General features: G+C 58.9%; 22 protein-coding genes. 10 read left to right on the forward strand and 12 right to left on the reverse strand.

The features are described 5' to 3' along the window. Nucleotides 1–179 precede the first annotated feature (179 nt). The 3 genes from lpdA (at nucleotide 180) to CQ015_RS05560 (ending at nucleotide 3,912) form a co-directional block, all read left to right on the forward strand. On the forward strand, nucleotides 180–1,559 hold the full coding sequence (gene lpdA / locus CQ015_RS05550; protein WP_096286435.1) for a dihydrolipoyl dehydrogenase: 1,380 nt from the start codon (nucleotides 180–182) through the stop codon (nucleotides 1,557–1,559). A gap of 157 nt (nucleotides 1,560–1,716) precedes the next feature. After that, nucleotides 1,717–3,453, forward strand: a complete 1,737-nt coding sequence (sucB, locus tag CQ015_RS05555) for a 2-oxoglutarate dehydrogenase, E2 component, dihydrolipoamide succinyltransferase (RefSeq protein WP_105649563.1) — start codon at nucleotides 1,717–1,719, stop codon at nucleotides 3,451–3,453. Nucleotides 3,454–3,561: 108 nt separating this feature from the next. Then, the gene (locus CQ015_RS05560) at nucleotides 3,562–3,912 is read left to right on the forward strand and encodes a hypothetical protein (RefSeq protein ID WP_096286439.1); all 351 of its coding nucleotides are present in this window, start codon (nucleotides 3,562–3,564) and stop codon (nucleotides 3,910–3,912) included. Between the two features lie 72 nt (nucleotides 3,913–3,984). Here the strand turns inward: CQ015_RS05560 and CQ015_RS05565 are convergent, their stop codons facing one another. Continuing rightward, nucleotides 3,985–5,499 carry a serine/threonine-protein kinase gene (locus CQ015_RS05565; RefSeq protein ID WP_105649564.1) on the reverse strand — a complete coding sequence of 505 codons (1,515 nt, stop codon included), beginning with the start codon at nucleotides 5,497–5,499 and terminating at the stop codon, nucleotides 3,985–3,987. A gap of 105 nt (nucleotides 5,500–5,604) precedes the next feature. Between CQ015_RS05565 and lipB the strand changes: the two genes are divergently transcribed. The 3 genes from lipB to CQ015_RS05580 all read left to right on the forward strand — a co-directional run bounded on the left by lipB (nucleotide 5,605) and on the right by CQ015_RS05580 (nucleotide 8,188). After that, entirely contained in the window at nucleotides 5,605–6,252 is a 648-nt protein-coding gene (gene lipB / locus CQ015_RS05570; RefSeq protein ID WP_105552410.1) for a lipoyl(octanoyl) transferase LipB, read from the forward strand. 32 nt (nucleotides 6,253–6,284) lie between these two features. Continuing rightward, complete coding sequence (lipA, locus tag CQ015_RS05575; RefSeq protein WP_105552411.1) at nucleotides 6,285–7,286, forward strand: lipoyl synthase; 1,002 nt, start codon at nucleotides 6,285–6,287, stop codon at nucleotides 7,284–7,286. 158 nt (nucleotides 7,287–7,444) lie between these two features. Then, complete coding sequence (locus tag CQ015_RS05580; protein ID WP_105568880.1) at nucleotides 7,445–8,188, forward strand: DUF4191 domain-containing protein; 744 nt, start codon at nucleotides 7,445–7,447, stop codon at nucleotides 8,186–8,188. Nucleotides 8,189–8,256: 68 nt separating this feature from the next. Here CQ015_RS05580 and CQ015_RS05585 read toward each other — a convergent pair whose 3' ends face one another. After that, nucleotides 8,257–8,694: an RDD family protein gene (locus CQ015_RS05585; protein ID WP_105649565.1), complete on the reverse strand. Its 438-nt coding sequence runs from the start codon at nucleotides 8,692–8,694 to the stop codon at nucleotides 8,257–8,259. Nucleotides 8,695–8,934: 240 nt separating this feature from the next. Between CQ015_RS05585 and glnA (CQ015_RS05590) the strand changes: the two genes are divergently transcribed. Beyond that, nucleotides 8,935–10,359 (forward strand): type I glutamate--ammonia ligase, encoded by a 1,425-nt coding sequence (gene glnA / locus CQ015_RS05590; protein WP_105552414.1) that lies wholly within the window; start codon nucleotides 8,935–8,937, stop codon nucleotides 10,357–10,359. A 141-nt stretch (nucleotides 10,360–10,500) separates the two neighbouring features. After that, the gene (locus tag CQ015_RS05595) at nucleotides 10,501–10,869 is read left to right on the forward strand and encodes a hypothetical protein (protein ID WP_146112412.1); all 369 of its coding nucleotides are present in this window, start codon (nucleotides 10,501–10,503) and stop codon (nucleotides 10,867–10,869) included. On the opposite strand, the gene CQ015_RS05600 is transcribed toward CQ015_RS05595, so the two are convergent. From CQ015_RS05600 to glnA (CQ015_RS05615), 4 genes are read right to left on the reverse strand one after another with little or no spacing between them, the layout of a single operon-like run. Then, the gene (locus CQ015_RS05600; RefSeq protein ID WP_258133468.1) at nucleotides 10,866–11,369 is read right to left on the reverse strand and encodes a nucleoside deaminase; all 504 of its coding nucleotides are present in this window, start codon (nucleotides 11,367–11,369) and stop codon (nucleotides 10,866–10,868) included. The genes CQ015_RS05595 and CQ015_RS05600 overlap by 4 nt on opposite strands. A gap of 49 nt (nucleotides 11,370–11,418) precedes the next feature. Next, nucleotides 11,419–11,982 carry a DUF1990 family protein gene (locus CQ015_RS05605; RefSeq protein ID WP_105568877.1) on the reverse strand — a complete coding sequence of 188 codons (564 nt, stop codon included), beginning with the start codon at nucleotides 11,980–11,982 and terminating at the stop codon, nucleotides 11,419–11,421. Beyond that, entirely contained in the window at nucleotides 11,982–15,008 is a 3,027-nt protein-coding gene (locus CQ015_RS05610) for a bifunctional [glutamine synthetase] adenylyltransferase/[glutamine synthetase]-adenylyl-L-tyrosine phosphorylase (RefSeq protein WP_105568876.1), read from the reverse strand. The genes CQ015_RS05605 and CQ015_RS05610 overlap by 1 nt, the downstream gene beginning before the upstream one ends. A gap of 51 nt (nucleotides 15,009–15,059) precedes the next feature. Beyond that, nucleotides 15,060–16,400, reverse strand: a complete 1,341-nt coding sequence (gene glnA / locus CQ015_RS05615) for a type I glutamate--ammonia ligase (RefSeq protein ID WP_105552418.1) — start codon at nucleotides 16,398–16,400, stop codon at nucleotides 15,060–15,062. A gap of 133 nt (nucleotides 16,401–16,533) precedes the next feature. Between glnA (CQ015_RS05615) and panB the strand changes: the two genes are divergently transcribed. Next, a complete protein-coding gene (gene panB / locus CQ015_RS05620) occupies nucleotides 16,534–17,370 on the forward strand; it encodes a 3-methyl-2-oxobutanoate hydroxymethyltransferase (protein ID WP_105552419.1) in 837 nt (278 codons plus the stop codon). A 69-nt stretch (nucleotides 17,371–17,439) separates the two neighbouring features. On the opposite strand, the gene CQ015_RS05625 is transcribed toward panB, so the two are convergent. Beyond that, nucleotides 17,440–17,634 (reverse strand): hypothetical protein, encoded by a 195-nt coding sequence (locus CQ015_RS05625; RefSeq protein ID WP_105552420.1) that lies wholly within the window; start codon nucleotides 17,632–17,634, stop codon nucleotides 17,440–17,442. 112 nt (nucleotides 17,635–17,746) lie between these two features. Here CQ015_RS05625 and map point away from each other — a divergent pair, with 112 nt between their 5' ends. Then, entirely contained in the window at nucleotides 17,747–18,622 is an 876-nt protein-coding gene (gene map, locus CQ015_RS05630; protein WP_096286467.1) for a type I methionyl aminopeptidase, read from the forward strand. 107 nt (nucleotides 18,623–18,729) lie between these two features. On the opposite strand, the gene nrdR is transcribed toward map, so the two are convergent. The 5 genes from nrdR to lspA form a co-directional block, all read right to left on the reverse strand. After that, nucleotides 18,730–19,218, reverse strand: coding sequence for a transcriptional regulator NrdR (nrdR, locus tag CQ015_RS05635; protein WP_096286469.1), 489 nt, complete (start codon nucleotides 19,216–19,218; stop codon nucleotides 18,730–18,732). Nucleotides 19,219–19,303: 85 nt separating this feature from the next. Next, complete coding sequence (gene hisD, locus CQ015_RS05640) at nucleotides 19,304–20,656, reverse strand: histidinol dehydrogenase (protein WP_105649566.1); 1,353 nt, start codon at nucleotides 20,654–20,656, stop codon at nucleotides 19,304–19,306. 75 nt (nucleotides 20,657–20,731) lie between these two features. Further along, nucleotides 20,732–24,295: a DNA polymerase III subunit alpha gene (dnaE, locus tag CQ015_RS05645; RefSeq protein WP_105552422.1), complete on the reverse strand. Its 3,564-nt coding sequence runs from the start codon at nucleotides 24,293–24,295 to the stop codon at nucleotides 20,732–20,734. A gap of 83 nt (nucleotides 24,296–24,378) precedes the next feature. Next, nucleotides 24,379–25,326, reverse strand: a complete 948-nt coding sequence (locus CQ015_RS05650; RefSeq protein ID WP_105552423.1) for an RluA family pseudouridine synthase — start codon at nucleotides 25,324–25,326, stop codon at nucleotides 24,379–24,381. Then, on the reverse strand, nucleotides 25,323–25,895 hold the full coding sequence (gene lspA, locus CQ015_RS05655) for a signal peptidase II (RefSeq protein ID WP_258133469.1): 573 nt from the start codon (nucleotides 25,893–25,895) through the stop codon (nucleotides 25,323–25,325). Before lspA ends, CQ015_RS05650 begins: the two co-directional genes overlap by 4 nt. Nucleotide 25,896: the final 1 nt, after the last annotated feature.

Here is a 25,896-nt window from a genome sequence, read left to right on the forward strand (position 1 = left end):
TGGCCGACTTTTAGCCAGCTCAAGATGACTCTGGTGCTTTGGCGGTACTAAGGTAAGTTTTGAAACATCACCGGTGAATTAATTGGCTCGCGCCCCGTGCGAGAGTTAGTCCAGTTCACCACCCGATCTCCAGGTCGGCCATGGCCGACCTCACTTAGCTATTACGAGGGAGCGTTCACGTGGCCGATTCGGCAGCAACGCAAGAATTTGATGTCCTCATCCTCGGCGGTGGTTCCGCTGGATACTCGGTCGCTTTACGCGCCATCCAGTTGGGCTTCACCGTTGGATTGATCGAGAAGGAAAAGGTCGGCGGCACCTGCTTGCACACCGGCTGTATCCCAACCAAGGCGTACCTGCACGCAGCAGAGCTCGCCGAAAACGCTCGCGAAGGTGCCAAGTACGGCATCAACTCCTCCCTCGAGTCAATTGACCTAGGCGGAGTACGCAAGTACAAGGACGGCATCGTCGCCGGCAAGCACAAGGGTCTTCAGGGTCTACTGAAGATGAAGAAGGTCAACGTTATCGAAGGTAGCGGACGACTGGTCTCCAAGGACACCATCGAGGTTGATGGCGTTCCGTACAAGGGCAAGAACATCGTTCTCGCGACCGGTTCGACCTCCAAGACCTTCGGTCTGGAAATCGGTGGACGCGTGCTGACCAGCACCGAAGCGCTGAACATGGTTGACATGCCAAAGAGCGCCATTGTGCTTGGTGGCGGTGTTATCGGTGTTGAGTTCGCCTCGGTCTGGAAGTCCTTCGGCGTCGACGTGACCATCGTTGAGGGCCTACCTTCACTGGTACCAAACGAAGACCCAGCAATCATCAAGAACCTCGAGCGCTCCTTCAAGAAGCGCGGCATCAAGTTCAACACCGGTGTCTTCTTCGAGAAGGTCGAGCAGGATGCCGACGGCGTCAAGGTCTCCCTAGCCGACGGCAAGACCCTCGAAGCCGAGATTGTCCTCGTGGCCGTCGGCCGTGGCCCGGTCACCGAGAACATGGGCTTCGAAGAGCAGGGCATCACCCTCGATCGCGGTTTCGTGATCCCTAATGAGCGCCTGCACACCGGCGTGGGCAACATCTACGCCATCGGCGATATGGTCCCTGGCGTTCAGTTGGCACACCGCGGTTACCAGCACGGCATCTTTGTCGCCGAAGAAATCGCTGGCCAGAACCCAACCATCGTCGAAGACATCAACATTCCAAAGGTAACTTTCTGCGAGCCAGAAATCGCCTCGGTCGGCTATTCCGAGCCTGCCGCAAAGGAGAAGTTCGGCGAGGACCAGATCGAAACCACCGAGTACAACTTGGCTGGCAACGGCAAGTCCTCGATCTTGGGCACTTCCGGCCTGATCAAGATGGTCCGCGTCAAGAACGGCCCAATCGTGGGCGTTCACGGCATCGGCGGCCGTATCGGCGAGCAGATCGGTGAAGCACAGCTGATCGTGAACTGGGAAGCCTACCCGGAGGATGTTGCACAGCTCATCCATGCACACCCAACGCAGAACGAGTCGCTGGGCGAAGCCGCAATGGCTTTGGCCGGCAAGCCACTTCACGGCTAATTACGCTGTTGGTCACCGGGTAGTGCGTTCACACACACCCTACCCGGTGCACTAAGCTCGGAGGCAACGCCTCCATTCATCGGTTTTGGGTGTTCAACCGTTTAAATTGCGCACCCAAACCACACTTCAAGCTTTATTTAAGAGGAGATACGGGAAGATGTCTGAGACCGTAAACCTGCCCGCACTGGGTGAAAGCGTTACCGAGGGTACGGTAACCCGTTGGCTGAAACAGGTCGGCGACCGCGTTGAGGTTGATGAGCCGTTGGTGGAAGTTTCCACCGACAAGGTCGATACCGAGGTTCCATCACCTGTCGCTGGTGTTATCGAAGAAATTTTCGTCGCCGAAGATGAGGAAGCCGAAGTAGGCGCTCCTCTGGTTCGTATCGGTGATGGCTCAGGTTCCGACGCCGCGTCGCCGGAGGCTCCTGCAGCTGAAGAGGCTCCGGCCGCCGAAGAGGCGCCTGCGGCCAAGGAGGAAGCTCCTGCTGCTCCAGCAGCCGACGAAGCCCCTGCAGCAGCACCTGCTGCAGCAGACTCCGCTTCGGGCACCGAGGTCACCCTCCCAGCTCTGGGCGAATCGGTCACCGAAGGTACCGTTACCCGCTGGTTGAAGGAAGTTGGCGAAGAGGTCGCCGTAGACGAGCCACTGCTCGAGGTCTCCACCGACAAGGTAGACACCGAAGTTCCTTCGCCAGTTGCCGGCACCCTGCTGGAAATCCGTGTTGCCGAAGACGACACCGCCGAAGTTGGTGCCGTTCTCGCAGTGATCGGTGCTGCGGGCGCTGCTCCGGCCGCCAAGGAAGAAGCACCTGCCGCTCCAGCACCAGCTGCGAAGGAAGAAGCACCTGCCGCTCCAGCACCAGCTGCGAAGGAAGAAGCTCCAGCCGCTCCAGCACCGGCCGCGAAGGAAGAAGCACCAGCCGCTGCTCCTGCTCCTGCTCCTGCTGCCGAAAACAACAGCGACGCTGGCTACGTCACCCCACTGGTGCGTCGTTTGGCCAACCAGCACGAAATCGACATCGCTTCCGTCAAGGGCACCGGCGTTGGTGGACGTATTCGCAAGCAAGACGTCCTTGACGCAGTAGCTGCCAAGGAAGCCGCCGCCCCGGCTGCTGCCCCTGCCGCTCCTGCGGCCGCTAAGCCGGCCGCCCCGGTTGTCGAGGCATCCTCGTTGCGCGGTACCTCCGAGAAGGCTCCACGTATCCGTCAGGTAATCGCCCGTCGTATGCGTGAGTCCCTTGAGGTCTCCACCCAGCTGACTCAGGTTCACGAGATTGACATGACCCGCGTGGTCAAGCTGCGCGCTTCTGCCAAGAACAATTTCAAGGCAGTCAATGGCGTCAACCTGACCTACCTGCCATTCATCGCCAAGGCAGTTGCCGAAGCCTTGAAGGCTCACCCGAAGCTGAACGCCGAGTACAACGAAGAGACTCAGCAGATCACCTACCACAATGCCGAGCATCTGGCGTTTGCGGTAGACACCGACAAGGGCCTGCTGGTTCCTGTTGTGTCGAACGCTGGCGATCTGAATCTGGCTGGCATGGCTTCGCGGATTGCTGACGTCGCAGAGCGCACCCGCACCAACAAGATTGGTCCGGATGAGCTTTCCGGTGGCACTTTCTCGATCACCAACATCGGCTCGGTCGGAGCACTGTTCGATACCCCGATCATCAACCAGCCGCAGGTAGCAATCTTGGGTACCGGTGCGATCGTGAAGCGCCCAATGGTCATCACCGATGCCGATGGTAACGATTCGATCGCCATCCGTCACATGATGTACCTCTGCCTGACCTACGATCACCGTCTGGTTGACGGCGCCGATGCAGGTCGATTCCTGCAGACTCTCAAGGCCCGCCTTGAGGGTGGCGCTTTCGAAGGCGACCTGGGTCTGTAAAGTCGTCGATCGACTTTCGCAAGCTAGGTAAACGATCGCCCCTTCCGTTCATCCGGGAGGGGCGATCGTCGTTTCTACAATTCGTCGAAAATCAATTAGGCTGGAGTTATGGACTTCCTAACTCTTATCCTTGTTTTCTTGCATATTCTCGGTGCGGCAGCGATCTTCGGTGGCTGGCTGGCAAACTTCAAGACCCCTACCGTGAATGTTTGGCAGTGGTATGGCGCGATTGCTCAGCTAATTACCGGTTTGGCTCTCGTTGGCATGGCCGAAGCAGGTGATGGCGACGTGAATCACATGAAGATTGGCGTCAAGGTTGTCATCGCCATCGCCATTCTCGTAGCGGCATTCATCGGTCGCAAGAAGGTCAAGGCCGGCGAAGAGGTTTCGACCGGGATTGCGCACGCAACCGGCGGCCTGGCATTGATCAATATCGCGATCGCGACTCTCTGGGTCTAAGCTACGAGGCAGTCTTGTAGCTCCAGGCAAAGGCGAGGCACCCCGAAGGCAATTCGGGGTGCCTCGCCTTTGTCATGCCTCGCGGCTGAGCACCTTTCCAATTTTCCAGTTCCCCTCAATCAGCTTCAGTTCCACTTCGATACGTTCCCGCGTGCCACGGGCCACCTGATGGACCACACGGTTCGCTGAATCCACATAGTCGTAGGCTTCCTGAGTGGATGTCGCACGTAGTATCACGGTGTCTGGTTGCGCACGGGCAGTCACCGAGATATCTTCCAAGCGGGTAGCTAATCCATTGATTCCCAGCTTCAGTGAGTCCAAGCGTTCAAGCGTTTGCTGGTCCCTTTGGAATTGCTCGGAGGCGGGCGGATAAATCGCTGACAATGCTTTGAGGTCCTCGGACTCTAAGGCCGCATCCCGTTCGCGTGAAAGCTTGATGAAACTGGCTATCACCGTCTCAGCGGAGAACGCGCAGGCAGGAACCACGGCGCCGTCCAGGATCCGGCATGGTTCACGACGCTCCTGTGTTTGCGACAGAGTCCCCGACTCCGATTGCCCGCGCTCCCCCACTAGATTTACACCGAGGAAGCTCACGCCCACGAGCGCTACCCCTCCAGCGACAGCCAGATAGACCTTGGCGCGCCCTGGGGTTCGGCGTAATTCATGCATACGCCATTCGGGTGCGGCATAGTCTTTTTGACCCTTCTCAGCCTGGGGTCTTCTTGACCGCCTGCGCCGACGCCTACCGCGCACCTCGCTAGGGTGAACTGTGGCCATGAGATGAGTCGACTCCACCGGCGTGCACTGTTCCCAAGTGATGGCTTCAGCCTGCGCCGCAGCGAAGAGCGTCCTGGCGAATTGCTCCGCTGTCGGCCTCTGCACCGGATCTTGGTGCAGAGAATCAAGCAGGAGCTCATGGACCAGCGTGGGCACCGACGGGAAGATGACCGTGACAGGTGGACGCATATTCGGTTCTGGAGGAGCGGTTCCTTCAAGCAGGAACCAGAGGCACGCACCTAAGGAGTAAACGTCCTGCTCGCCGAGGCGTCCCTCAGGTTCGCGAGCGGAAACCTCAGGCGCCATAAACCCGGGAGTACCCGACCCGGGTGTCTGATCGATACCGGTTCGACTTTCTTGGAAATCGCCTAATTTCGGCATTCCATCGGCTGTCAACAACACATTGCCAGCCGAGACGTCGCCGTGGACTTGCCCAGTGGAGTGCAAGGCTGCCAGGGTTTGGGCTACCGGTGCCAAGGCCGTGACGCACTCTCCGAGAGAAAATGGTGCTCGTTCTTCGAGAAGTTGAGCCAAGCTTCCGCCGGGACAGTACTCCATCAGAATCCCCTCGCCCAACTGTGTCGAAAGGGTGCCGTAAAAATCTATGACATATTTCCTTGCGGATTCGACCTGCTTCTGACGCAGCGAACAGATACTTTCGGCGTTCGAAGAAAGTTTCAACACCATGTAACTCTGATCCGAGTCACGACGCATTAACCAAACTTTGCACGGTGACTTGGCCTTTAACGGACGAACCGTCACATATCCGGGGCAAGTTGGCCAGGCCAACAGATTGTTTGAATCATTCATGTTCCAGTTCTAACGCAAAGTACAGATTCTCGCCCCGGTTATCCACAGCTCAGCGCTTCTCAGCCAATTAGCGGGGCCTGTTGCAAAAGGCGTATGGTAACCACTATGGCGATCGAATTCGAACGAGTCGGACTCGGCACGGAGCTAATTCCATATATGCAAGCATGGGATTACCAGCAAAAATTGCACGATGCTGTAGCGGCCGATGAACAGACCCCGCGAGTCCTGTTTCTTGAACATGAGGCGGTCTATACCGCCGGCAAAAGGACCGAACCTGAAGACTTACCCCTAGATGGCACCCCCGTTGTTGATGTTGACCGTGGCGGGAAACTGACCTGGCATGGCCCCGGACAGCTCATCGGCTACCCGATCGTGAAGCTGAAGAAAATCAGTGCGATACGTTTGTACGTGGAGACCCTCGAAGAAGCGTTGATTAACGTTATAGATGAAATGGGCATCCCCACCGTTCAGGTCAAGGGGCGTTCAGGCGTTTGGGTCCCAGGCAAGGACGGCGAAGAAGACCGAAAGATAGCCGCCATTGGCATCCGCATCACCCGTGGAGTCACCATGCACGGTTTTGCGCTCAATTGCTCAAACGACCTGACCGCTTACGGCCAGATCATTCCCTGCGGAATTACCGATGCCGGCGTAACCACGATCTCCGAAGAACTAGGCCAGACGGTCTCCCCCAACGATGTCGTTGAGCGGGTGCAAGAGGAACTTGAACGTCTCCTCTCGCCACAAGTCGTCTAAGCAAAATATTACTAACGTAGAAGGACCCTCTAATGAGCATTGAACCTGAAGGCCGTCGACTGCTGCGCGTCGAAAAGCGCAACGCCCAGACGCCAGTTGAGCGTAAGCCCGAGTGGATCCGCGCCGAACTCAAGATCGGTCCCGAATATGTGGGCCTGAAAAATTTGGTGCAGTCCGAAGGCCTCCACACAGTATGTGAAGAAGCTGGCTGCCCCAATATTTTCGAGTGCTGGGAAGACCGCGAGGCATCGTTCCTTATCGGCGGTTCCGAATGCACCCGTCGTTGCGACTTCTGCCAGATTGACACCGGAAAGCCTGCTGCACTAGATCGTTCAGAGCCATTCAAGGTGGCCATGAGCGTGAAGAAGATGGATCTGCGTTACGCAACCGTCACCGGCGTGGCCCGCGATGATCTCGAAGATGAAGGTGTCTGGCTGTACGCCGAGACGGTACGCCAGATCCACAAGATGAACCCGACCACCGGAGTCGAGCTGCTCATCCCCGATTTCTCCGGAAAACCGGATAACCTCGACGCCATTTGCGATTCGAAGCCTGAAGTCTACGCACACAATGTGGAAACCGTCCCGCGTATTTTTAAGCGCATCCGTCCGGCTTTCCGCTACGAACGCTCCATGGATGTCATCACCCACGGTCGGAACCGCGGTTTGATCACCAAGTCGAACCTGATTCTGGGCATGGGCGAAACGCGTGAGGAGATTTCCGAAGCAATGCGCGACCTGCATGAGGCAGGCTGCGATCTGCTGACGATCACCCAGTACCTACGCCCAACCGAACGTCACCTTCCGGTCGATCGCTGGGTCAAGCCACAGGAATTCTTGGAGCTGCAGCAAGAAGCCGAGGAACTCGGTTTTGCCGGCGTCATGTCCGGGCCATTGGTTCGTTCCTCATACCGCGCGGGACGACTCTGGGCTGGCGCCATGCGCAAGAAGGGTCGCGAGATCCCAGAATCCCTTTCCCACATCGAATCCTCGGGTACCACCCGTCAGGAAGCTGCTTCGCTGCTTAACCGCTGAGCCCAACGAGATGTTCAAGCGTTCGGATCCAATAGCCGTAAAACCCGGCTGTTGGGTCCGAATTCATGTTGTGCAGCGCACCGCGCGAACCCTCCGGATTCGCCCGGAATTCCTCCGAAGAAAAATAAGCCAGCCGGATCGCGTAGAATTGAAGCACTATGGCCAAAAACTCCGATAACGATGCGGCCGCGCAACAGAAGCGTGGTCTGTTTTCGCGTAAACCAAAAGCTGAAAAACAAAATAAAGAGCCCGGGCGCCTAAAGCAAATGGTGCAGGTCTTCCAGATGACCCGCCGCAACGATCCGATGGTCGTTTGGTGGATGGTCCTGGCCTTCCTTGGCGTCATTGCCGTTGGACTGGTCATTGGTATCTTGATCAACAACTGGATCACGTTGCTGATTATCGCGATCCCGCTTGGCTTGCTCGCCGCCCTGTTCATCATGTCCCGTCGAGCCGAGAAGGCCGCGTTCGCGCAGCTTGAAGGCCGTCCGGGTGCCGCTGGCGCGGCGATGAGCGTACTGCGTCGCGGCTGGATCTTGAAGGATGAGCCAGTGGCGTTCAACCGCCACCAGGATCTGGTGTTCCTGGCGGTTGGCCGTCCCGGCGTCGTGCTGGTCACCGAAGGCCCAAGCAGCCGCGTGCGTGATCTGGTGGCGTCCGAACGCAAGCGTATTGCTCGCGTTCTGCCGAATGTTCCGATCCACGTGATCAACGCCGGCCAGGACGAAGACCAGACCGATCTGGTAGAAGTCAGCAAGAAGATGAAGAAGCTTCCGAAGGCAATCACCAAGCTGGAGATCAGCGCGGTAGACAAGCGACTAACCACGCTCACCGCCAACCGCCTGCCGATTCCCAAGGGCATCGACCCAAACCGAGCACGCCCTAACCGCCGAGCTCGCTAATCAGGCACAAAGAAAACCGCACTAGTTCGCTAGTGCGGTTTTTTTATGCCTGGATTCTTGAACGCGGACTAGCGGATATTCACCAGTACGCTTTTTCCTGCCCGGTCGTGGAAGCCGCGCTGATCCGCGTCCGAGAACAGAACCGGAATCACCAAGCACAACAGCACCGATCGAATGACCCCCGTGAGCGGCTTGATAGCCGTGCCATCCATGGATTGGACTTGCAGCCCAAAGGTCCGATGCCCAATGCTGTGGCCGGTGAAGCCAACGGCAATCATCTGGCCGGCACAGAACAATGCGAGCGTGGCGAGGTCGTTCAAGTTGAACAGCCACCAGCTCAGCAACATGGATAGTCCCCAGTCCACGCATAACGCGCCGAGCCGACGCGGCAACCGGCCGATCGACCCAGGCCCTTTTTCCGGGCGTCCCAAGCGCTGGCCCGGCCATTCTTGCGAGTTTAATTGCGGGGGGCCTTCGAGCCACGAGCTAAAGTCTTTGCGTTCCACATAACTAGTGTATCTGGGCGATCTGTGTGAATCTCATCAGTTTGTTACGCATCACAAAGCCACTACTGACCCGGTACGACGCGCCCGTACTTGCGCTTTGTAACGTAGCCGAAACAATCGAGACACCATTCAGAAACGGTTTCTAGGTAGGATTACTTGGTAAGCAAGAGAACTGATCAGATCAATTCGTATGATCGTTCCGTTTACCAAACCAATAACTCAACAGGGAGTCACCTGCACATGTTTACCAGCCCAGAAGAAGTCTTGGCATATATTGCCGAAGAGGACATCAAATTCGTTGATATCCGCTTCACCGATCTACCAGGCGTCCAGCAGCACTTCAACGTTCCGGCGAAGTCCGTGGATGCAGACTTCTTCGTCAACGGCCAGCTCTTCGATGGTTCATCCATTCGTGGTTTCGCTGGCATCTCTGATTCCGACATGCAACTGATCCCCGACGTCACCACCGGCTTCGTCGATCCGTTCCGTATCGAAAAGACCTTGGCCTTCAACTTCTCGATCATCAACCCACGCACCGGTGAGCCTTACCACCGCGATCCGCGTGGCGTAGCCGAGCGCGCCGAGGCTTACCTGGAATCGACCGGCATCGCCGACACCGCATTCTTCGCACCAGAGGCCGAATTCTTCATCTTCGAAGACGTCCGCTACGAATCCACCCCACAGGGTGCCTTCTACAAGGTCGACTCGGACGAGGCGCCTTGGAACACCGGCCGCAAGGAAGAGGGCGGCAACCAGGGGTACAAGACCCCTTACAAGGGTGGCTACTTCCCAGTGTCGCCAACCGATAAGCAGGCCGACCTGCGCGATGCGATCTGCGTCGAGCTGGACAACGTTGGCCTCGAAGTTGAACGCAGCCACCACGAGGTTGGCGCAGCCGGTCAGGCTGAGATCAACTATAAGTTCAACACCATGGTCCACGCGGCCGACGAGCTGATGCTCTTCAAGTACGTCGTGAAGAACGTTGCCGATGCTTGGGGCAAGTCCGCCACCTTCATGCCAAAGCCGGTCTTCGGCGATAACGGCTCGGGCATGCACGTGCACCAGTCGCTGTGGGCCAACGGCGATCCGCTGTTCTACGACGAAAAGGGCTACGCCGGCTTGTCCGATACCGCTCGTTGGTACATCGGCGGCCTGCTGAAGCACGCTTCTGCCGTGTTGGCATTCACCAACCCGACGGTGAACTCCTATCGCCGTCTGGTCAAGGGCTACGAAGCACCGGTCAACATGGTTTACTCGCAGGGCAACCGCTCCGCAGGTATCCGTATTCCAATCACCGGATCGAACCCTAAGGCCAAGCGCATCGAGTTCCGTGCACCGGATGCTTCCTCGAACCCTTACCTCGCATTCGCGGCTCAGCTGATGGCCGGCCTGGACGGCATCAAGAACCGCATTGAGCCTTCGGACCCAATCGACAAGGACCTCTACGAGCTTCCTGCCGAGGAAGCCAAGGACATCCAGCGCGCTCCAGAAAGCCTAGAAGAGGCTCTGAAGGCGTTGGAGGCCGACTACGAGTTCCTGCTCGAAGGTGGGGTATTCACCGAGGACCTGATCCGCACCTGGGTTGAGTACAAGCGTGAAAACGAAATCAAGCCACTGAGCCTGCGTCCGAACCCATACGAGTTCGAGCTCTACTACGGTTGCTAATTCCGTAACGGCTCTACGGAACCGCTAAGAATTCAAAACCTGTCCCGCGGACCTCTTGGTCCACGGGACAGGTTTTTTTCGTCTCGTCATTGCCACAACGGATCAATAGCCGATATGGCTGATCCGGTCTAGCCTTGTGCTATGGATACTTCGAACTGGCTCCCCGTTAAACGTGCCGATGGGGAAACCGTAGGATACCTAGAACCACTTGTTGCGTCCTACGATCGAGTCTGCCCGAGATCGGTATTGGGCCACCCTGTGATGGATTCATGCGACTATTTCCAGGGCGAAGAGTTGTTGACCGAGCGTGGCATCGGCGAGCTCATGAACCATTGGATGCTCCGCAATGCCGCTTCGGATAGGCACGGGCCGCTGTCTATTCTCGAAGTTTCCCCAGCAGGTATCGTCGTGGCCGATGCGCTGCTGACCAAGGCGCTGATGCCTACCGAAAGAATTCACCTGGCATGGCCCGATGTTGATGCCGCTCTGGTTCCCTACCCGCTGGACTAGTAGCTCGTCTTGTCTTCTTTGTCGGCCCATTCGGCGAAGACCGATGCAGCATCGGCCGAGGGAACATGGGTGAAGGGGATCAGTCGTTGACCCATCGGTTTGTCCAGTTCCGTGTAAATAAGTTCGTCGTCAAATCCGATGCGAGCGGCATCTTGGCGCGTGTTTGCGTAATACACATGTTTAAACCGCGACCAGTAAATCGCACCGAGGCACATGGGACATGGCTCGCAACTGGTATAGAGCTCACATTCCGACAGGTCGAAGCTTTTAAGCTTCGCTCCGGCGTTGCGGACCGCGATCACCTCGGCATGGGCTGTCGGATCGTTCAGCTCGAGCACCATATTATTGCCCGTCGCAATCACCTCACCGTTGAGAACGACCACTGCCCCGAAAGGCCCTCCCTGGTTGGCTTGCATACCCTGACGCGACAGAGCGACCGCCTCGTCGAAAAATCGTTCGTCCATAGTTGCACCGCTTTCTACCTGCTTGAACCGCGCCATTTCCCGAATGTTGCATCCAATGGTGGCCCAATTGCCAGTCTAGGGAGATTCACCGGCTATTGGTAGAGCCGGTCGTTCTGCTGCCGCCCGCCCGCGAACTGCCAGGCGTTCTGAGCGCCTTGAAGTACCGGTAGCGGGCAATCAGTTGGGCGGCTCTGAGCAAGGGGAACAGTCCGCGCCAAGGCTGCACGTCGGAAGGTCTGGTCAATGACCTGATCGTGAGGAAGTTTCCGCCCGTACGTTGTTCGATGACAAAGCACTCTTCGCCGCTAACCGGATGCCCCGCCAAGGTCCGATAAGCGAAGCCGACTCGCTGAGTCGTTTCAACCACGGTGATCACTTCCACGGGTTCAAGGATCCTCGCCCCCGGCAAATTGACCCTGATGACCGGGCGCTGTCCCACGGCAACAGGAAGCGCAGGAATCACGCTAAATCCGCTGCGGGTTTTGATCCCCCAGCGCAGCACGTGCTCCGAAGCCCAGCGCCAATGACGCTCCCCCGAACCAATCCGCACCGTTTTCTCCCAGCGCAGATGGCCAAAATCTCCGGCTTCCCAGATCTGGCTCTCGGGAGACGTCAACGACGCGGGAACGGGTGCGTCCGAGCCCGCCATTAGTCCTCAAAACCGTAGAAGAGCTGTTCAAAGATTGCCCGCGAATGCCTGGTGGCTCGCAGGTAGTCCTCTTCCAGCGCGGGACCTTGATTGGCCTCGTAGCCGCACCAGCGTGCCACTGCCTCCATATCCCTCGCCGAGCGTGGCAGCACGTCGCTAGAACGCCCGGAGGTAATAATTTCTGCGCTTCTAATCCGTGTCGCCAAGGACCAGGTGAAGTCCAAGAGCTCGGCTTCCTCCTCGCTGATCAGCTCCAATCCGGCCATGGCATCCAATGCCTTGCGCGTGGCCGGAGTGCGTAGCGATGGATGTTTCCACGCGTAGCGCAGTTGATAAAACTGAACTAGCCATTCGATGTCGGAAAGCGAGCCCCGGCCAAGTTTCAGATGCCGGTTAGGATCGGCACCGCGCGGCAGTCTTTCGGACTCGACGCGAGCCTTGATCTTTCGAATGTCCTTCATCTGGCCCTCGTCGAGGCCCTGGCCGTAGCGTACCGGCTCGATAAGCTGGATGAAGTCCGCGGCAAGTTGCGCATCGCCGGCAAAGGGGCGGGCACGTTGCAGAGCTTGGCGTTCCCAGACTTCCACCCAACGTTCGTAGTACTGGGCATAGGCGTCAAGCGAACGAACCAGCATTCCGGCTCGCCCCTCGGGACGCAGATCGGAATCGACCTGAAGTTTCACTTCGGCAGGAATGGCCGGTTTAAGCGGCTTATTGCTCCAGGAGGTCAACTCGGTCACCACGCGCAAGGCCTGTTCCTGAGATTCTTGGGCACTGGTGCCGTCCACGGGACGCTGCACGAAGAGCACGTCGGCGTCTGAACCGTAGCCGATCTCCTCCCCACCTTGCCGCCCCATGGCGATGACGGTGATGATCGCATGCACTCCATGCTTTTGCTGGTCCGCCGCGAGCAGCACCTTCAAAATTCCATCGATCATGTTTCCGTCGATATTCGACAGGGCCTCGCCGACTTGCGAGACGTTCAGAAGACCCGCTCCGTCCGCCAGCGCAACGCGCAAGAACTCGCGACGGCGCACCAAACGGATTTGCCGGATCGCCGCCTCGGGCTGTTTGGTGCGCTGGATGATCGAGGCGTTCTGTTGCTGCAGGCTCTGGTAGGTCTGCGGTGCCAACGCGCTGTTCGAGCCCAGCCATGCGGCGGCCGCCGGCTCATTGGCCAGCAAATCGGTCAAGAACCGTGTGTTTGACAGCAGGTGGCTCAAGCGCTCGGCCGCCGCATTGGTATCACGCAACATGCCCAAGAACCACGGAGACTTCCCTAAGGCCTCGCTGAGTCTGCGGAACCCCAACAGGCCGGCGTCCGGGTCCACGCCCCGGGCGAACCAATCCAGGAGCACCGGCAGCAGTTGCCGCTGCAGCGAGGACCGGCGCGAGACTCCCCCGGTCAGCGCCTCGATATGGCGCATCGCCGCCTTTGGATCCAGATAGCCCAGGGCACGCAGGCGTGCCTGAGCGGATTCCGGGGTCAGGCGCACCTGGTCTGCCGAGAGATTCGAACTGGTGACCAGCAGCGGGCGGTAGAAGATGCGTTCGTGCAGCGAACGAACGAGTCGTTTGGTCTCATTCCACCGGCGCAAAAGCTTTTCGGGGTTCGTGGCCTGCAGGTCACCGGCTCCGCGCACTGCCCGGGCCAGCACCCGTTGTGCCCCCTCAACGCGTGGCATCAGGTGCGTACGGCGCAGCTGGCTAAGTTGGATTCGGTGTTCTAGCAGGCGCAGGTAGCGGTAAGACTCGTCAAAGTTTCTCGCGTCTTCGCGGCTGATGTAGCCGATCTCGCTCATCGCCCGTATCGCCAGCGTAGTCGTCGGCACCTGGATCTCGGGATCCACGCGTCCATGGACCAATTGCAGAAGCTGCACGGTGAATTCCACGTCGCGCAGTCCGCCAGGCCCCAACTTGATTTGCCAAGGAACTTCTTCCTTGTCGATGTGGTCGCTCACCCGCCGACGCATGGACTGCACGGATTCAACGAAGCCTTCGCGCTCCGAGCTGGACCAGATCATCGGGGAGACCATGCGCTCGTAAGAACGTCCAAGTTCCGGGTCCCCGGCAATGGCTCGCGCCTTGAGCAGCGCTTGGAACTCCCAGGAGTGCGCCCACCGGTTGTAATAGGCTTCATGTGACGACAAAGTCCGGGTCAGCGCCCCGTCCTTGCCTTCCGGACGCAAGTTCGCGTCCACTTCCCAGAGCATCGGTTCGGGGCCAGGGACCATAATTGCACGGGCCGTATTGCCGCACAGTACGGTGGCGATGGCCGATGCGAGGTCCTCATCCAGGTTCGGGGTGCTGCCGTGCACATAGATCACGTCTACATCTGAAATGTAGTTCAGTTCCCGAGCACCACATTTGCCCATGCCGATGATGGAAAGCTTGACGCTGTCTACATCTTCCGGGGTGTACTGCTCGGAGGCTTCGGCGCGTGCGATTGCCAGTGCACCTTCGAGCACCGCACCAGCCATATCAGCGAGTTCGGCGGCGACGAAGGGAAGAATTTCCTGCGGGTCCGCGGCGCCAAGGTCTCGGTACGCCAAAGACAGCAGCGCCTTGCGGTAACTCGCACGTAATTTCTGCCGTGCTTCGGCCCCAATGCACGATGATATCCAGTGTTCGTTGGCGGTGCGCGTGGCGCCGACCGAGTCGAGCATGGCACTGCGTAGGGATTCGAGACCGACTGGCCGAAAAGTTGTGCTCGGCGCCTGGTTGACTACGGCCAAGGCCTCGGGGCAGCGGATCAAGAACTCGCCCAGGGCCGAGGAGCCGCCAAGCAGGCGCACCATTGCCAAGCAGGTATCCGGCTCCCGGAAAATCTCTGCGGCTTCGGGATGACGATCCACGAGCCTGAGCGCCAGCAGAAGGGCCTGGTCGGGATCTGGCGCGTGCGCCATCATCCTCACGATGAGAACCGGATCAACGTTCGCCAGTTCTTCTGCTTCAAGGAACTTCTTGGCGCGTTCGGTATCGCTGAATCCAGCGTTGATCAGTGCCCGTGAGGATACTTCTGCCATATTCTTCGTGTGTCTCCCACTTGCCACCACGTCGTGGACGTGGCGTACTCCTTAGAGGATTCCCAGATACTTGTTGAGCTCGTAGGGGGTGATGACCTGACGGTACTCTTCCCACTCGGCTCGTTTATTGGCCAAGAAGGAGTTGAAAACCTGTTCGCCAAGCACCTCTGCCATCAGCTCGGATTCTTCCATAGCCTTCAGCGCATCGTGCAGCGTGCCAGGCAGCGGGACGTGGCCCGAGGCACGGCGTTCTGCGGTGGACAGTGCCCAGACATCGTCCTCGGTCGGCTCCTCCAGTTCGTATCCCTCACGGATGCCCTTCAGCCCGGCGCCAAGCAGGGTTGCGTAGGCCAGGTAGGGGTTGGCGGCGGAATCGATGCCGCGGTATTCCACGCGGGCGCTTTGTCCCTTGCCTGGCTTGTACAGCGGCACGCGGACCAACGCGGAACGGTTGTTGTGGCCCCACGAACGGTAGCTTGGAGCTTCACCGCCGCCCCAGAGTCGCTTGTAGGAATTCACGTACTGGTTGGTGATCGCGGTCATCTCGGGCGCATGGTGCAAAATGCCGGCGATGAATGAACGAGCTACGTCGGAGAGCTGGTACTCGCGGCCGGCCTCGAAAAATGCATTCGCGTCGCCCTCGAACAGCGAGAAGTGAGTGTGCATTCCGCTGCCTGGCTGGTCCGAAAACGGCTTGGGCATGAAGGTGGCGTGGATGCCCTTCTGCATGGCCATTTCCTTGATGACGGTGCGGAAGGTCATAATATTGTCGGCGGTCTGCAGTGCATCTGCATAGCGCAGATCAATTTCGTTCTGCCCTGGCCCGGTCTCATGGTGCGAGAATTCGACCGAAATCCCCAAGGCTTCCAGGGTAGTCACCGAGGCGCGACGGAAATCTTGGCCCACACCATCGGGCACGTGGTCGAAGTAGCCGCCATTGTCTATCGGCTGCGGGCGGCCCTGCTCATCGAGCTTGCTGTTCTCCAGCAGATAGAACTCGATTTCAGGGTGCGTGTAGCAGGTGAATCCCATGTCGGCCGCTTCGGTCAGCTGGCGTTTAAGCACCTGTCTAGGATCCGCGCTGGAAGGCTGGCCTTCGGGGGTGAGGATGTCGCAGAACATGCGGCTGGTGGGCTCGACTTCGCCGCGCCATGGCAGAATCTGGAAGGTCGCCGGATCTGGCTGCAGAAGCATATCTGATTCGGAGATGCGCGACAGCCCGTCGATCGACGAGCCATCAAAACCCAAGCCCTCTTCGAAGGCGTCTTCAACTTCGGCCGGGGCCAACGCTACAGACTTCAAGGAACCGACGACGTCGGTAAACCACATACGCACGAACCGAACATCACGTTCTTCAATGGTGCGCAGCACGAATTCCTGCTGACGATCCATAATTCACCGCCTCAAAATCTTTGATTCCGGCACTGATCACAGCCGGGAGTTAAACAACCTGATGCAAGACTATACGTTTTGAGCCTCAAACTCTGCCACGCACCGCTGGGTCCAAGTGCGATAAGGTTTTTCTATGCCCCAACCATATCTTTCCGACCCTGACAAAGGTCCTTCCCGCATTAGGGTTCACCATTTACAGCAGGCAAAAGAGCATGGCGAAAAATTCGCCATGTTAACCGCATATGACGTCATGATGGCCGAGATCTTCGACCAGGCAGGCATCGAGCTGCTTCTGGTAGGCGACTCAGCCGCCAACACCGTTGTCGGCTACGACTCCACCTTGCCTATTACCGTGGACGAAATGATCGTGTTCACCAAGGCCGTTGCCAATGGTGCCAAGCGCGCTCTGGTCGTAGCCGATCTCCCATTTGGCTCCTACGAGCAGTCCCCGCAGCAAGCGGTAGCCAGCGCGGTTCGGCTCATGAAGGAGGGCGGCGCCCAGGCCGTGAAGGTTGAAGGCGGCCATCAGTTCGCCGAGCATGTTCAAGCGATGGTGCTTGCCGGAGTTCCGGTCATCGGACATATCGGATTCACCCCGCAATCCGAGCATGCCCTGGGCGGCTACCGTGTTCAAGGACGCGGAGACGCCGCCGCGGAGATGATCGCGGATGCCCAGGCGCTAGAGCGTGCCGGAGCTTTTGCGGTCCTCATGGAAATGGTGCCAAGCCCTGTGGCGGGCAAGGTCGATGCGGCCCTGCGGGTGCCAACCATTGGCATCGGCGCGGGAAACGCGACCACCGGTCAGGTACTTGTCTGGCAGGACCTCCTCGGGCTGGGTGCCCACCGCACCCCGCGATTCGTGAAGAAGTACGCCGATCTTCGCTCGGTGATTTCCACGGCCGTCAGCGAGTACCACCGGGACGTGGTGAGCGGCGCATTCCCCTCGGCCGAGTACGAATTCAAGGACTAACAAGTTCCACGGCCACCACATTGGACCCGGGTGCAAGGAATCAATTTCCCTGCACCCGGGTCCAGCTGGTTATTCGTCCTCTTCGTCTTCGGCATCCCAGGCTTCGTTGCGGGCCTGCACCTTGGACATCGCGTTGCGTGCCTCGTCCTCGGTATCGTAGGGGCCGAGAAGCTGGGTCCAGTCGGACTGCGGTCCCTTCTCGATTCCGCCGGTCGATACGTTGTACCAATATTTGCCTTCACCGGGGGTGGCGCTCTGGCTCACGGTCAGCTCCTAGGTTCGTTTGCTGTTGCTGACTCCACGCTAGCTCAATCTCACGCACATCGGTGGCTTCAGAAACGCGATGTTGGGCTAGCCCCTTAGCTAGAATGTTTATATGGCTACTGTCGCAACTGCACCACTTGGAACCCTGACCCCTGGCACGATCTCACCGGAGCTCTTCGTCCCGGCGCATATCGAACGACCCGAATATGTGGGCAAGAAAGAACCGGCAAAAAGCACGGCCTCGGAAGTTAAAAGTCCTGAAGTGATCGAGCGAATCCGCATTGCCTCACGGATCGCGGCCCAAGCGCTGGCCGAAGTTGGCAAGGCCTGCCAGCCGGGCGTGACCACAGATGCGCTTGATCGTCTGGGTCACGAATTCTTGATGGATCACAACGCCTACCCATCGACTCTCGGCTATCGGGAATTCCCCAAGTCGCTCTGCTCCTCGCTCAATGAGGTCATCTGCCACGGCATCCCGGACAGCACCGTGTTGCAGGATGGCGACATCATCAACATCGATATCACCGCGTACATCGGCGGGGTGCACGGGGATAACAATGCAACGTTCCTCGTGGGCGACGTTGACGAAGAATCCCGGCTTTTGGTGGAACGCACCGAAATGTCCTTGAAGCGGGCGATCAAGGCAGTGATGCCGGGGCGTGAAATCAACGTCATCGGGCGCATCATCGAAAGCTACGCCAAGCGCTTTGGCTATGGCGTGGTCCGTGATTTCACCGGCCACGGGGTCGGCGAGGCATTCCACACCGGGCTGATCATTCCGCACTACGATGCGGCGCCGGCCTACGATACCTTGATCGAGCCTGGCATGGTCTTCACCATCGAGCCGATGCTGACCCTGGGCACCATTGAATGGGATATGTGGGCCGATGACTGGACGGTGACCACGCGCGACAAGAAGCGCACCGCACAGTTCGAGCACACCCTGCTGGTCACCAACGACGGCGCCGAGATTCTCACCCTTCCGTAGCGGCTCGAATACTCGATTGTCGGCAAGGAACAAGGCCGGGCCCCGAACCGTCATGGTTCGGGGCCCGGCCTTGAAACTATCTGCCTACGGCTGGGAAGCGTTGGCCACTAGTCTGCGGTAAGCGGACGCTGGTTTCCCTGCGGGGTCTTGGCCCGGCGGTCGCGCAGCTTCGCGATCGCAGTTTCGAAATCCGTGAGCGACTGGAAATTGTGATAAACGCTAGCGAAACGCAGATAAGCGACTTCGTCCAGGCGCGACAGCGGCTCGAGAATCGCCAGCCCAACCTGATGGGCCGGGATTTCTGCGGCCCCGGAAGTCCGGACCGCTTCCTCAACCTCTTGAGCCAGGATGGCCAGATCGTGATCGGTCACGGGGCGTCCTTGGCAAGCCTTGCGCACGCCATTGATGACCTTGTGGCGCGAGAATGGCTCCACGGCACCGGACTGCTTCAAAACGCTCAGCGAAGCGGTTTCCGTGGTGGTGAAACGGCGCGAACACTCGGTGCATTGACGACGGCGTCGAATGGACACGCCATCGTCGGCGACTCGGCTATCGACCACACGCGAATCTGCGTTGCGACAATAAGGGCAATTCATGGCACCTCCAACTTTTTGCGACCGTGGTGTCTACCGAGGCCTACGGCGTACAGAAATCCACACACGTCACCTAATAGTTTAGCTTCTAAAGCGCCTGACGGACCGCGACTGCATCGCCGTGCGCTGGAAGGTCCTCCGCATTGGCCAGATTGATCACGTGAGCGGCTACCTCAGCGAGCGCGCGCTTGCCGTAGTCGATCACCTGGATGGCCTTCAAGAAGGTGTTCACATTCAGCCCCGAGGCATGCAGGGCGGTACCGCTGGTAGGAAGCACGTGGTTTGACCCGGCGCAGTAATCTCCCAGCGACACCGGAGCGTACTCACCTACGAAGATCGCCCCGGCAGCATTGATCCGCGCGGCAATCGCGGCGGCGTCTTGGGTCAGCACCTCGAGGTGTTCGGCCGCATACGCATTGCATACGTCGATCCCCTGCTCCAGGTCATCGACCAGGATGATCGCCGATTGCGTACCTGCCAAAGCCTGCTGCACGCGTTCGGTGTGTTTTGTTGCGGCCACCTGCGTGGCAAGTTCGGCGCGCACAGCGACAGCTAGCTCCGGCGAGTCGGTGACCAGTACGGCCGCCGCATTCGCATCGTGTTCGGCCTGCGAAATCATGTCCGCGGCGACGAAGGCCGCGTTGGCCCGGTGATCGGCGAGGATCGCAATTTCGGTGGGTCCGGCTTCCGCATCGATTCCCACTACTCCCTTGACCAGGCGCTTAGCGGTCGCGACGAAGACATTGCCCGGACCTGAGATGACATCTACCGGTTCGATATCTCCGCGCTGGTCTCCGGGGACTTCGACGCCGTAGGCGAAGGCCGCGACGGCTTGCGCACCTCCCATGGCGTGCACCTCGGTAATGCCCAGCAGCTTCGCCGCGGCAAGGATCGTTGGGTGCGGCAGTCCTCCGAAGTCACGTTGCGGAGGGCTGGCCAACGCCAGCGAGGAGACGCCTGCCGCCTGCGCCGGGACGGTGTTCATGATCACCGAGGAGGGATAGACGGCCAGTCCTCCGGGAACATATAGTCCGACGCGGCGCACCGGCACCCAGCGCTGCGTCACGGTGCCGCCGTGGCCATAGCTCACATTTGCATCCTGCGGCAGCTGCGCTGCGGCGAAGACTCGCGCGCGGCTGATCGACTCTTCCAGAGCCAGCCGGACCTGCGGGTCTAGCTCGTCCAGGGCACGATCGAGTTCGCCCTGGGGTACCCGGGTATGCTCCAGATCAACCTTGTCGAATCGCTTCGCGAGGTCCTTCAACGTCTTCATGCCATGCTCGCGCACGTCCTCGATGATCTGCTGGACCACCTCGGCGGCGGTCTGCGAGTTCACTTCAGGTCGCGGCAGTTTGGCCTTGAGCTGAGCACGGTTGAGTTTCTCTCCACGCCAATCGATGGTCGCGAGTTCGGAAAAGACTGTATCTGGGTTTGAAGTCACGCTCCTAGTTTAACGCCTGTGACCGGGTTAGCTTTCCTTTGGTTACCCAACCCGGTCATACGCCTCTGGAAGTTGCTACACGTCCAAACAGGCAGGGCCCAGCAGTACCTTGAGGTCTCCGAACAATGCGGGGTTCGGATTGACCCTGAAGTTCATCCCTAGCCGCATCAAGGAGGTTCCCCGGCTGCCGGTGAGTTTCACCCGTACCTCGGTATTGCCATTGTGGGTACGCAGCACGTCACCGAGCTTTTGGATCAGCGATTCGGTGGCCTTATGCGTCGGAATCCCGATGACCACCGGTCCGGTGCCAGAGGCATCGGAGAGTTCCGGAATCATCATTTCTTGGGCGTTGAGCGTAATCGAACCATCATCGCGGCGCTGCACGCGGCCCTTGATGACCACGATCAGGTCATCGGCCAGGATCTCGGCGATCGGCTGATAGGCCTGCCCGAAGAACATGACTTCCATGGAGCCCGAGAGGTCTTCGATCTCACACCGCGCGTAGGGATTGCCGGATTTCTTGGCAATGCGCCGCTGCAGCCCGCTGATCATGCCTGCAATCGAAATGACGTGCCCATCGGAGGGCCCTTCATCCGAAAGCACGCTGGTGACCGGCATATCCGCGTACTGGTCCAGGGCAGAGCCCAGTCCCTGCAAAGGGTGGTCCGAGACGTAAAGGCCGAGCATATCCCGTTCGTAAGCGAGCTTTTCCTTCTTCTCCCAGTCGGGGAGGTCGGGGACGGCCACCGTCATCGCGTCCGAAACATCGGAGGTATCCAGCGCGCTGAACAGGTCGAACTGGTTCGCGGCCTCATTGCGCTTGAGCTGGATGACCGAGTCCACTGCTTCTTCGTGGATAGCCACCAGCGCACGGCGCGGGTGCTCCATCGAGTCGAAAGCACCGGCCTTGATCAAGGATTCGATGGTGCGCTTGTTGCATACCACCGCCGGAACCTTGCTCAGGAAGTCGCTGAAGTCCCGGTAGGCTCCCTTTTCGGTGCGCGCTTCGACCATGCCAGCCACGGCGTTGGCGCCGACGTTTCGGATGGCGCCCATGCCGAAGCGGATGTCCTTGCCCACAGGGGTAAAGTTCAAGGCCGATTCGTTGACATCAGGCGGCAGCACGGTGATGCCGATGTGGCGGCATTCGTTCAGGTACAGCGCGAGCTTATCCTTGTCGTCGCCGACGCTGGTGAGCAAGGCGGCCATGTATTCGGCCGGGTAGTGAGCCTTGAGGTAGGCGGTCCAGTAGGAGACCACACCGTAGGCTGCCGAGTGGGCCTTATTAAAGGCATAGTCGGAGAAGGGCAGCAGAATGTCCCACAGGGTTTTCACTGCGGCGTCGGAATACCCGCTGTCGTTCATGCCCTTTTTAAAGCCGGCGAACTGCTTATCCAGTTCGGACTTCTTCTTCTTGCCCATGGCGCGGCGCAGAATATCTGCCTGGCCCAGCGAGTAGCCGGCCAGCTTCTGCGCGATCGCCATAACCTGCTCCTGATACACGATCAGGCCGTAGGTCCCGCCGAGAATATCCGCAAGCGGTTCTTCGAGTTCCGGGTGGATCGGAGTAACGTCCTGCAACCCGGTTTTACGCAATGCATAATTGGTGTGCGAGTTCGCGCCCATTGGACCCGGACGGTACAGGGCGATGACTGCCGAAATGTCTTCGAAGTTATCCGGACGCATCATTTTCAGCAGCGAACGCATCGGGCCACCGTCGAGCTGGAACACGCCGAGGGTATCACCGCGGGCCAGCAGCTGGTAGGCCGCGGGATCTTCCAAGGTCAACACCTCGAGGTTGATCTCGTTCCCGGTGTTGTACTGAATGTTCTCCAGCGCGTCGGAAATGATGGTGAGGTTGCGCAACCCCAGGAAGTCCATCTTGATCAGCCCCAAACCTTCGCAGGTCGGGTAGTCGAACTGGGTGATGACTTGGCCATCCTGAAAACGGCGCATAATCGGGATCACGTCAATAATCGGATCCGAGCTCATGATGACGCCGGCGGCGTGTACACCCCACTGGCGCTTCAGCCCTTCCAGGCCCTTCGCGGTCTCGAAGACACGCGCGGCTTCCGGGTCATTCGCCACCAGGTTGCGGAAGTCCCCGGCTTCGGAATAGCGCTTCGAATCCGGATTCTCAATGTCGTTGAGCGGAATGTCCTTGGCCATCACCGCCGGAGGCAATGCCTTGGTCAAGGTTTCACCCATGCTAAATGGGTAGCCAAGCACGCGTGAGGAGTCCTTCAGCGCTTGTTTGGTCTTGATCGAACCATAGGTCACGATCATGGAGACACGTTCGTCGCCGTACTTTTCGGTCACGTACTTGATGACCTCCGCGCGGCGGCGATCATCGAAGTCGACGTCGAAGTCGGGCATGGACACACGTTCCGGGTTCAAGAAGCGCTCGAAGATCAGCCCGTGCACCAGCGGGTCTAGGTCGGTAATACGCATGGCATAGGCAACCATGGAACCGGCACCGGAGCCACGGCCCGGACCGACACGGATGCCGTTGTCCTTGGACCAGTTGATGAAGTCCGCCACGACGAGGAAGTAGCCAGGAAAGCCCATCTTGATGATGACGTCCAGCTCATAGTCCGCCTGCCGGCGCGAAGCGTCCGGAACGCCATTGGGATACCTGTAGTGCATCCCCTTGTCGACTTCCTTGATCAGCCAGCTGGTCTCATCTTCTCCCGGAGGACAAGGGAACTTCGGCATGTAGTTCGCGTTGGTGTCAAAGGTGAGATCAACGCGATCTGCGATTTCAAGGGTGTTGTCGCAGGCTTCTGGATGTTCCTTGAACAGCTCGCGCATTTCGCGCGCGCTCTTGAGGTAGTAACCGGAACCGGAGAATGCGAAGCGGCTGCCACCCTGGTCATAGGTCGGTTCATCGAGCGTGGAACCCGAGTTGATGGCAAGCAGCGCCTCGTGCGCTTTCGAATCAGCTTCATGGGTGTAGTGCAGGTCGTTGGTCGCCACCAAGGGGATGCTCAGCTCGCGGGCCAGGCGCAACAGGTCCTTGGTGATCCTGCGTTCAATCTCCAGACCGTGGTCCATGATCTCGCAGTAATAGTTTTCCTTGCCGAACAGGTCCTGGAGCTCCGCCGCGGCAGCCTTGGCCGCGTCGTATTGCCCGAGGCGAAGCTTGGTCTGCACCTCCCCGGAGGGGCAACCGGTGGTCGCAATCAGGCCCTCGGAATGCTCGTTGAGCAGTTCGCGGTCCCAGCGCGGGTACTTGCCGAACACCGAGTCCAATGAGGCTCTGGAGGAACCCTTGAACAGGTTGTCCATGCCCTTGTTGTTATAGGACAGCAAGGTCATGTGGTTGTACAGGCCACCGCCGGAAACGTCGTCGCCTTTTTGCGATTCGTCGGTACGCCATTTCACACGGGTCTTGTCATCACGGGCGGTGCCCGGGGTGACATAGGCTTCTACGCCGATAATTGGCTTGACGCCGGCGTCGGTCGCCCGTTTCCAGAAATCAAAGGCGCCAAAGAGGTATCCATGGTCGGTGATGGCCATGGCTTCCATGCCTTGCCGATTGGCTTCTTCGAATAGCTCGCCTAGCCGGGCTGCTCCGTCCAGCATGGAGTATTCGGTATGGGTATGCAGATGGACAAATCCGTCACGTGTCGCGCTCACTGAACCAGTCTAGCGATTCACGCAACGAATTTCGTCCACTGCCCCACCCGCTGTGGGAGCTCTCATAGCAAGTAGCGTGGGATCTAGTAAGTTCCCTCGCGCAGTAGCTCCAATGCACCCGACAGGTCGTGCGGATATTCGCTTTCGTACTCGACCCATTGATCGGTGACAGGATGGTTGAATCCCAGACGCTTGGCATGTAGCCATTGGCGGGTCAGTCCCAGGGCGGCACTGAACTTCGGGTCCGCACCATAAGTTTGGTCGCCGACGCAGGGGTGGCCGAAGGCTGAGAAGTGCACGCGAATCTGGTGGGTTCGGCCGGTTTCCAATTGCACTTCGACCAAGCTTGCCCGCCCGAAGGCCTCAAGCATTTCGTAATGGGTCACCGAATCACGTCCGCCTTCGAGTACCGCAAATTTCCAGTCGTGTCCCGGGTGGCGGCCGATGGGCGCGTCGATGGTTCCTTCAAGGGGATCCGGCAGTCCCTGGACCACCGCGTGGTAGACCTTTTTCGGAGTACGTTCCTTGAAGGCACGCTTGAGCGCGGTGTAGGCGCGTTCGGACTTGGCCACCACCATCAGGCCACTGGTGCCGACGTCGAGCCGATGCACGATGCCCTGGCGTTCTGACGCGCCGGAGGTTGAGATGTTATATCCCTCGGCCATCAGCGCGCCGACAACTGTCGGGCCGACCCAACCGGGCGAGGGATGCGCCGCGACGCCTACCGGCTTGTCGATGACCACATAGTCATCTTCGTCGGCAATAATCTTCAGATCTTCCACGGCTATTACTCTAATTTCTAATGGATCGGCCTGGGGTGGGATGGTCACGTGCAGCTTGTCCCCCACTTGGAGCTTAAGCGGCTTGGTGACAATCCGTCCGTTGACTTCAACCATCGAATCTTTGCACAGGGACTTGGCCAGGGTGCGCGGGATTTCCAGGGCCTTGGAGATATGGACGTCCAGGCGTTGCCCTGCGTCTTCAGGGGCGACGAGTAGTTCGTGGATCTCGGTGGTGTCGGTACCGCTCATGCTGTGGGCTCCGTGCTTTCGTCGTCCCCGTCGTTCATTTTCTTAGTTGGCGCATCGCCGATGGTGCCATCCAGATTTCTCCCGCGGATCAGCATCAGCGCAACCACGATCATCGAGCAGACGATGAACGAGTCCGCGACGTTGAAGATGGCAAAGTTTTGGACAGAGAACATGTCAACTACATGCCCGAAGCCAAAGGCCGGCTCGCGGAAGATTCGGTCGGTCAGGTTTCCCGCGACCCCACCGAGCAGACATCCCAGGGTGATCGCCCAGGAGCGTACCGCGACCTTGCGCAAGAGCAGGTAGATCACGTAGACCACGACCGCCGCTTGCAAGATGGCAAAGATGATCGTGAAGTCTTCGCCCATGGAGAAGGCGGCCCCGGGGTTGAGAATGTAATGGATATCCAAGAAATTCGGGATGACCACGAAGGATTCGCCGAGTTCCATATTCCTCTCCACGAGAATCTTGACCGCCTGGTCCAAGACCAGCGCGATCAAGGCGATGACCAGCCCGATGCCGGTGAAGCGCTTGGCCGCAGCAGCACTTCTCGGTTGTGAAGCACTCAAA

Origin of the sequence: Arthrobacter sp. MYb221, from assembly GCF_002979835.1 — a bacterium.
Taxonomy (GTDB): domain Bacteria; phylum Actinomycetota; class Actinomycetes; order Actinomycetales; family Micrococcaceae; genus Glutamicibacter.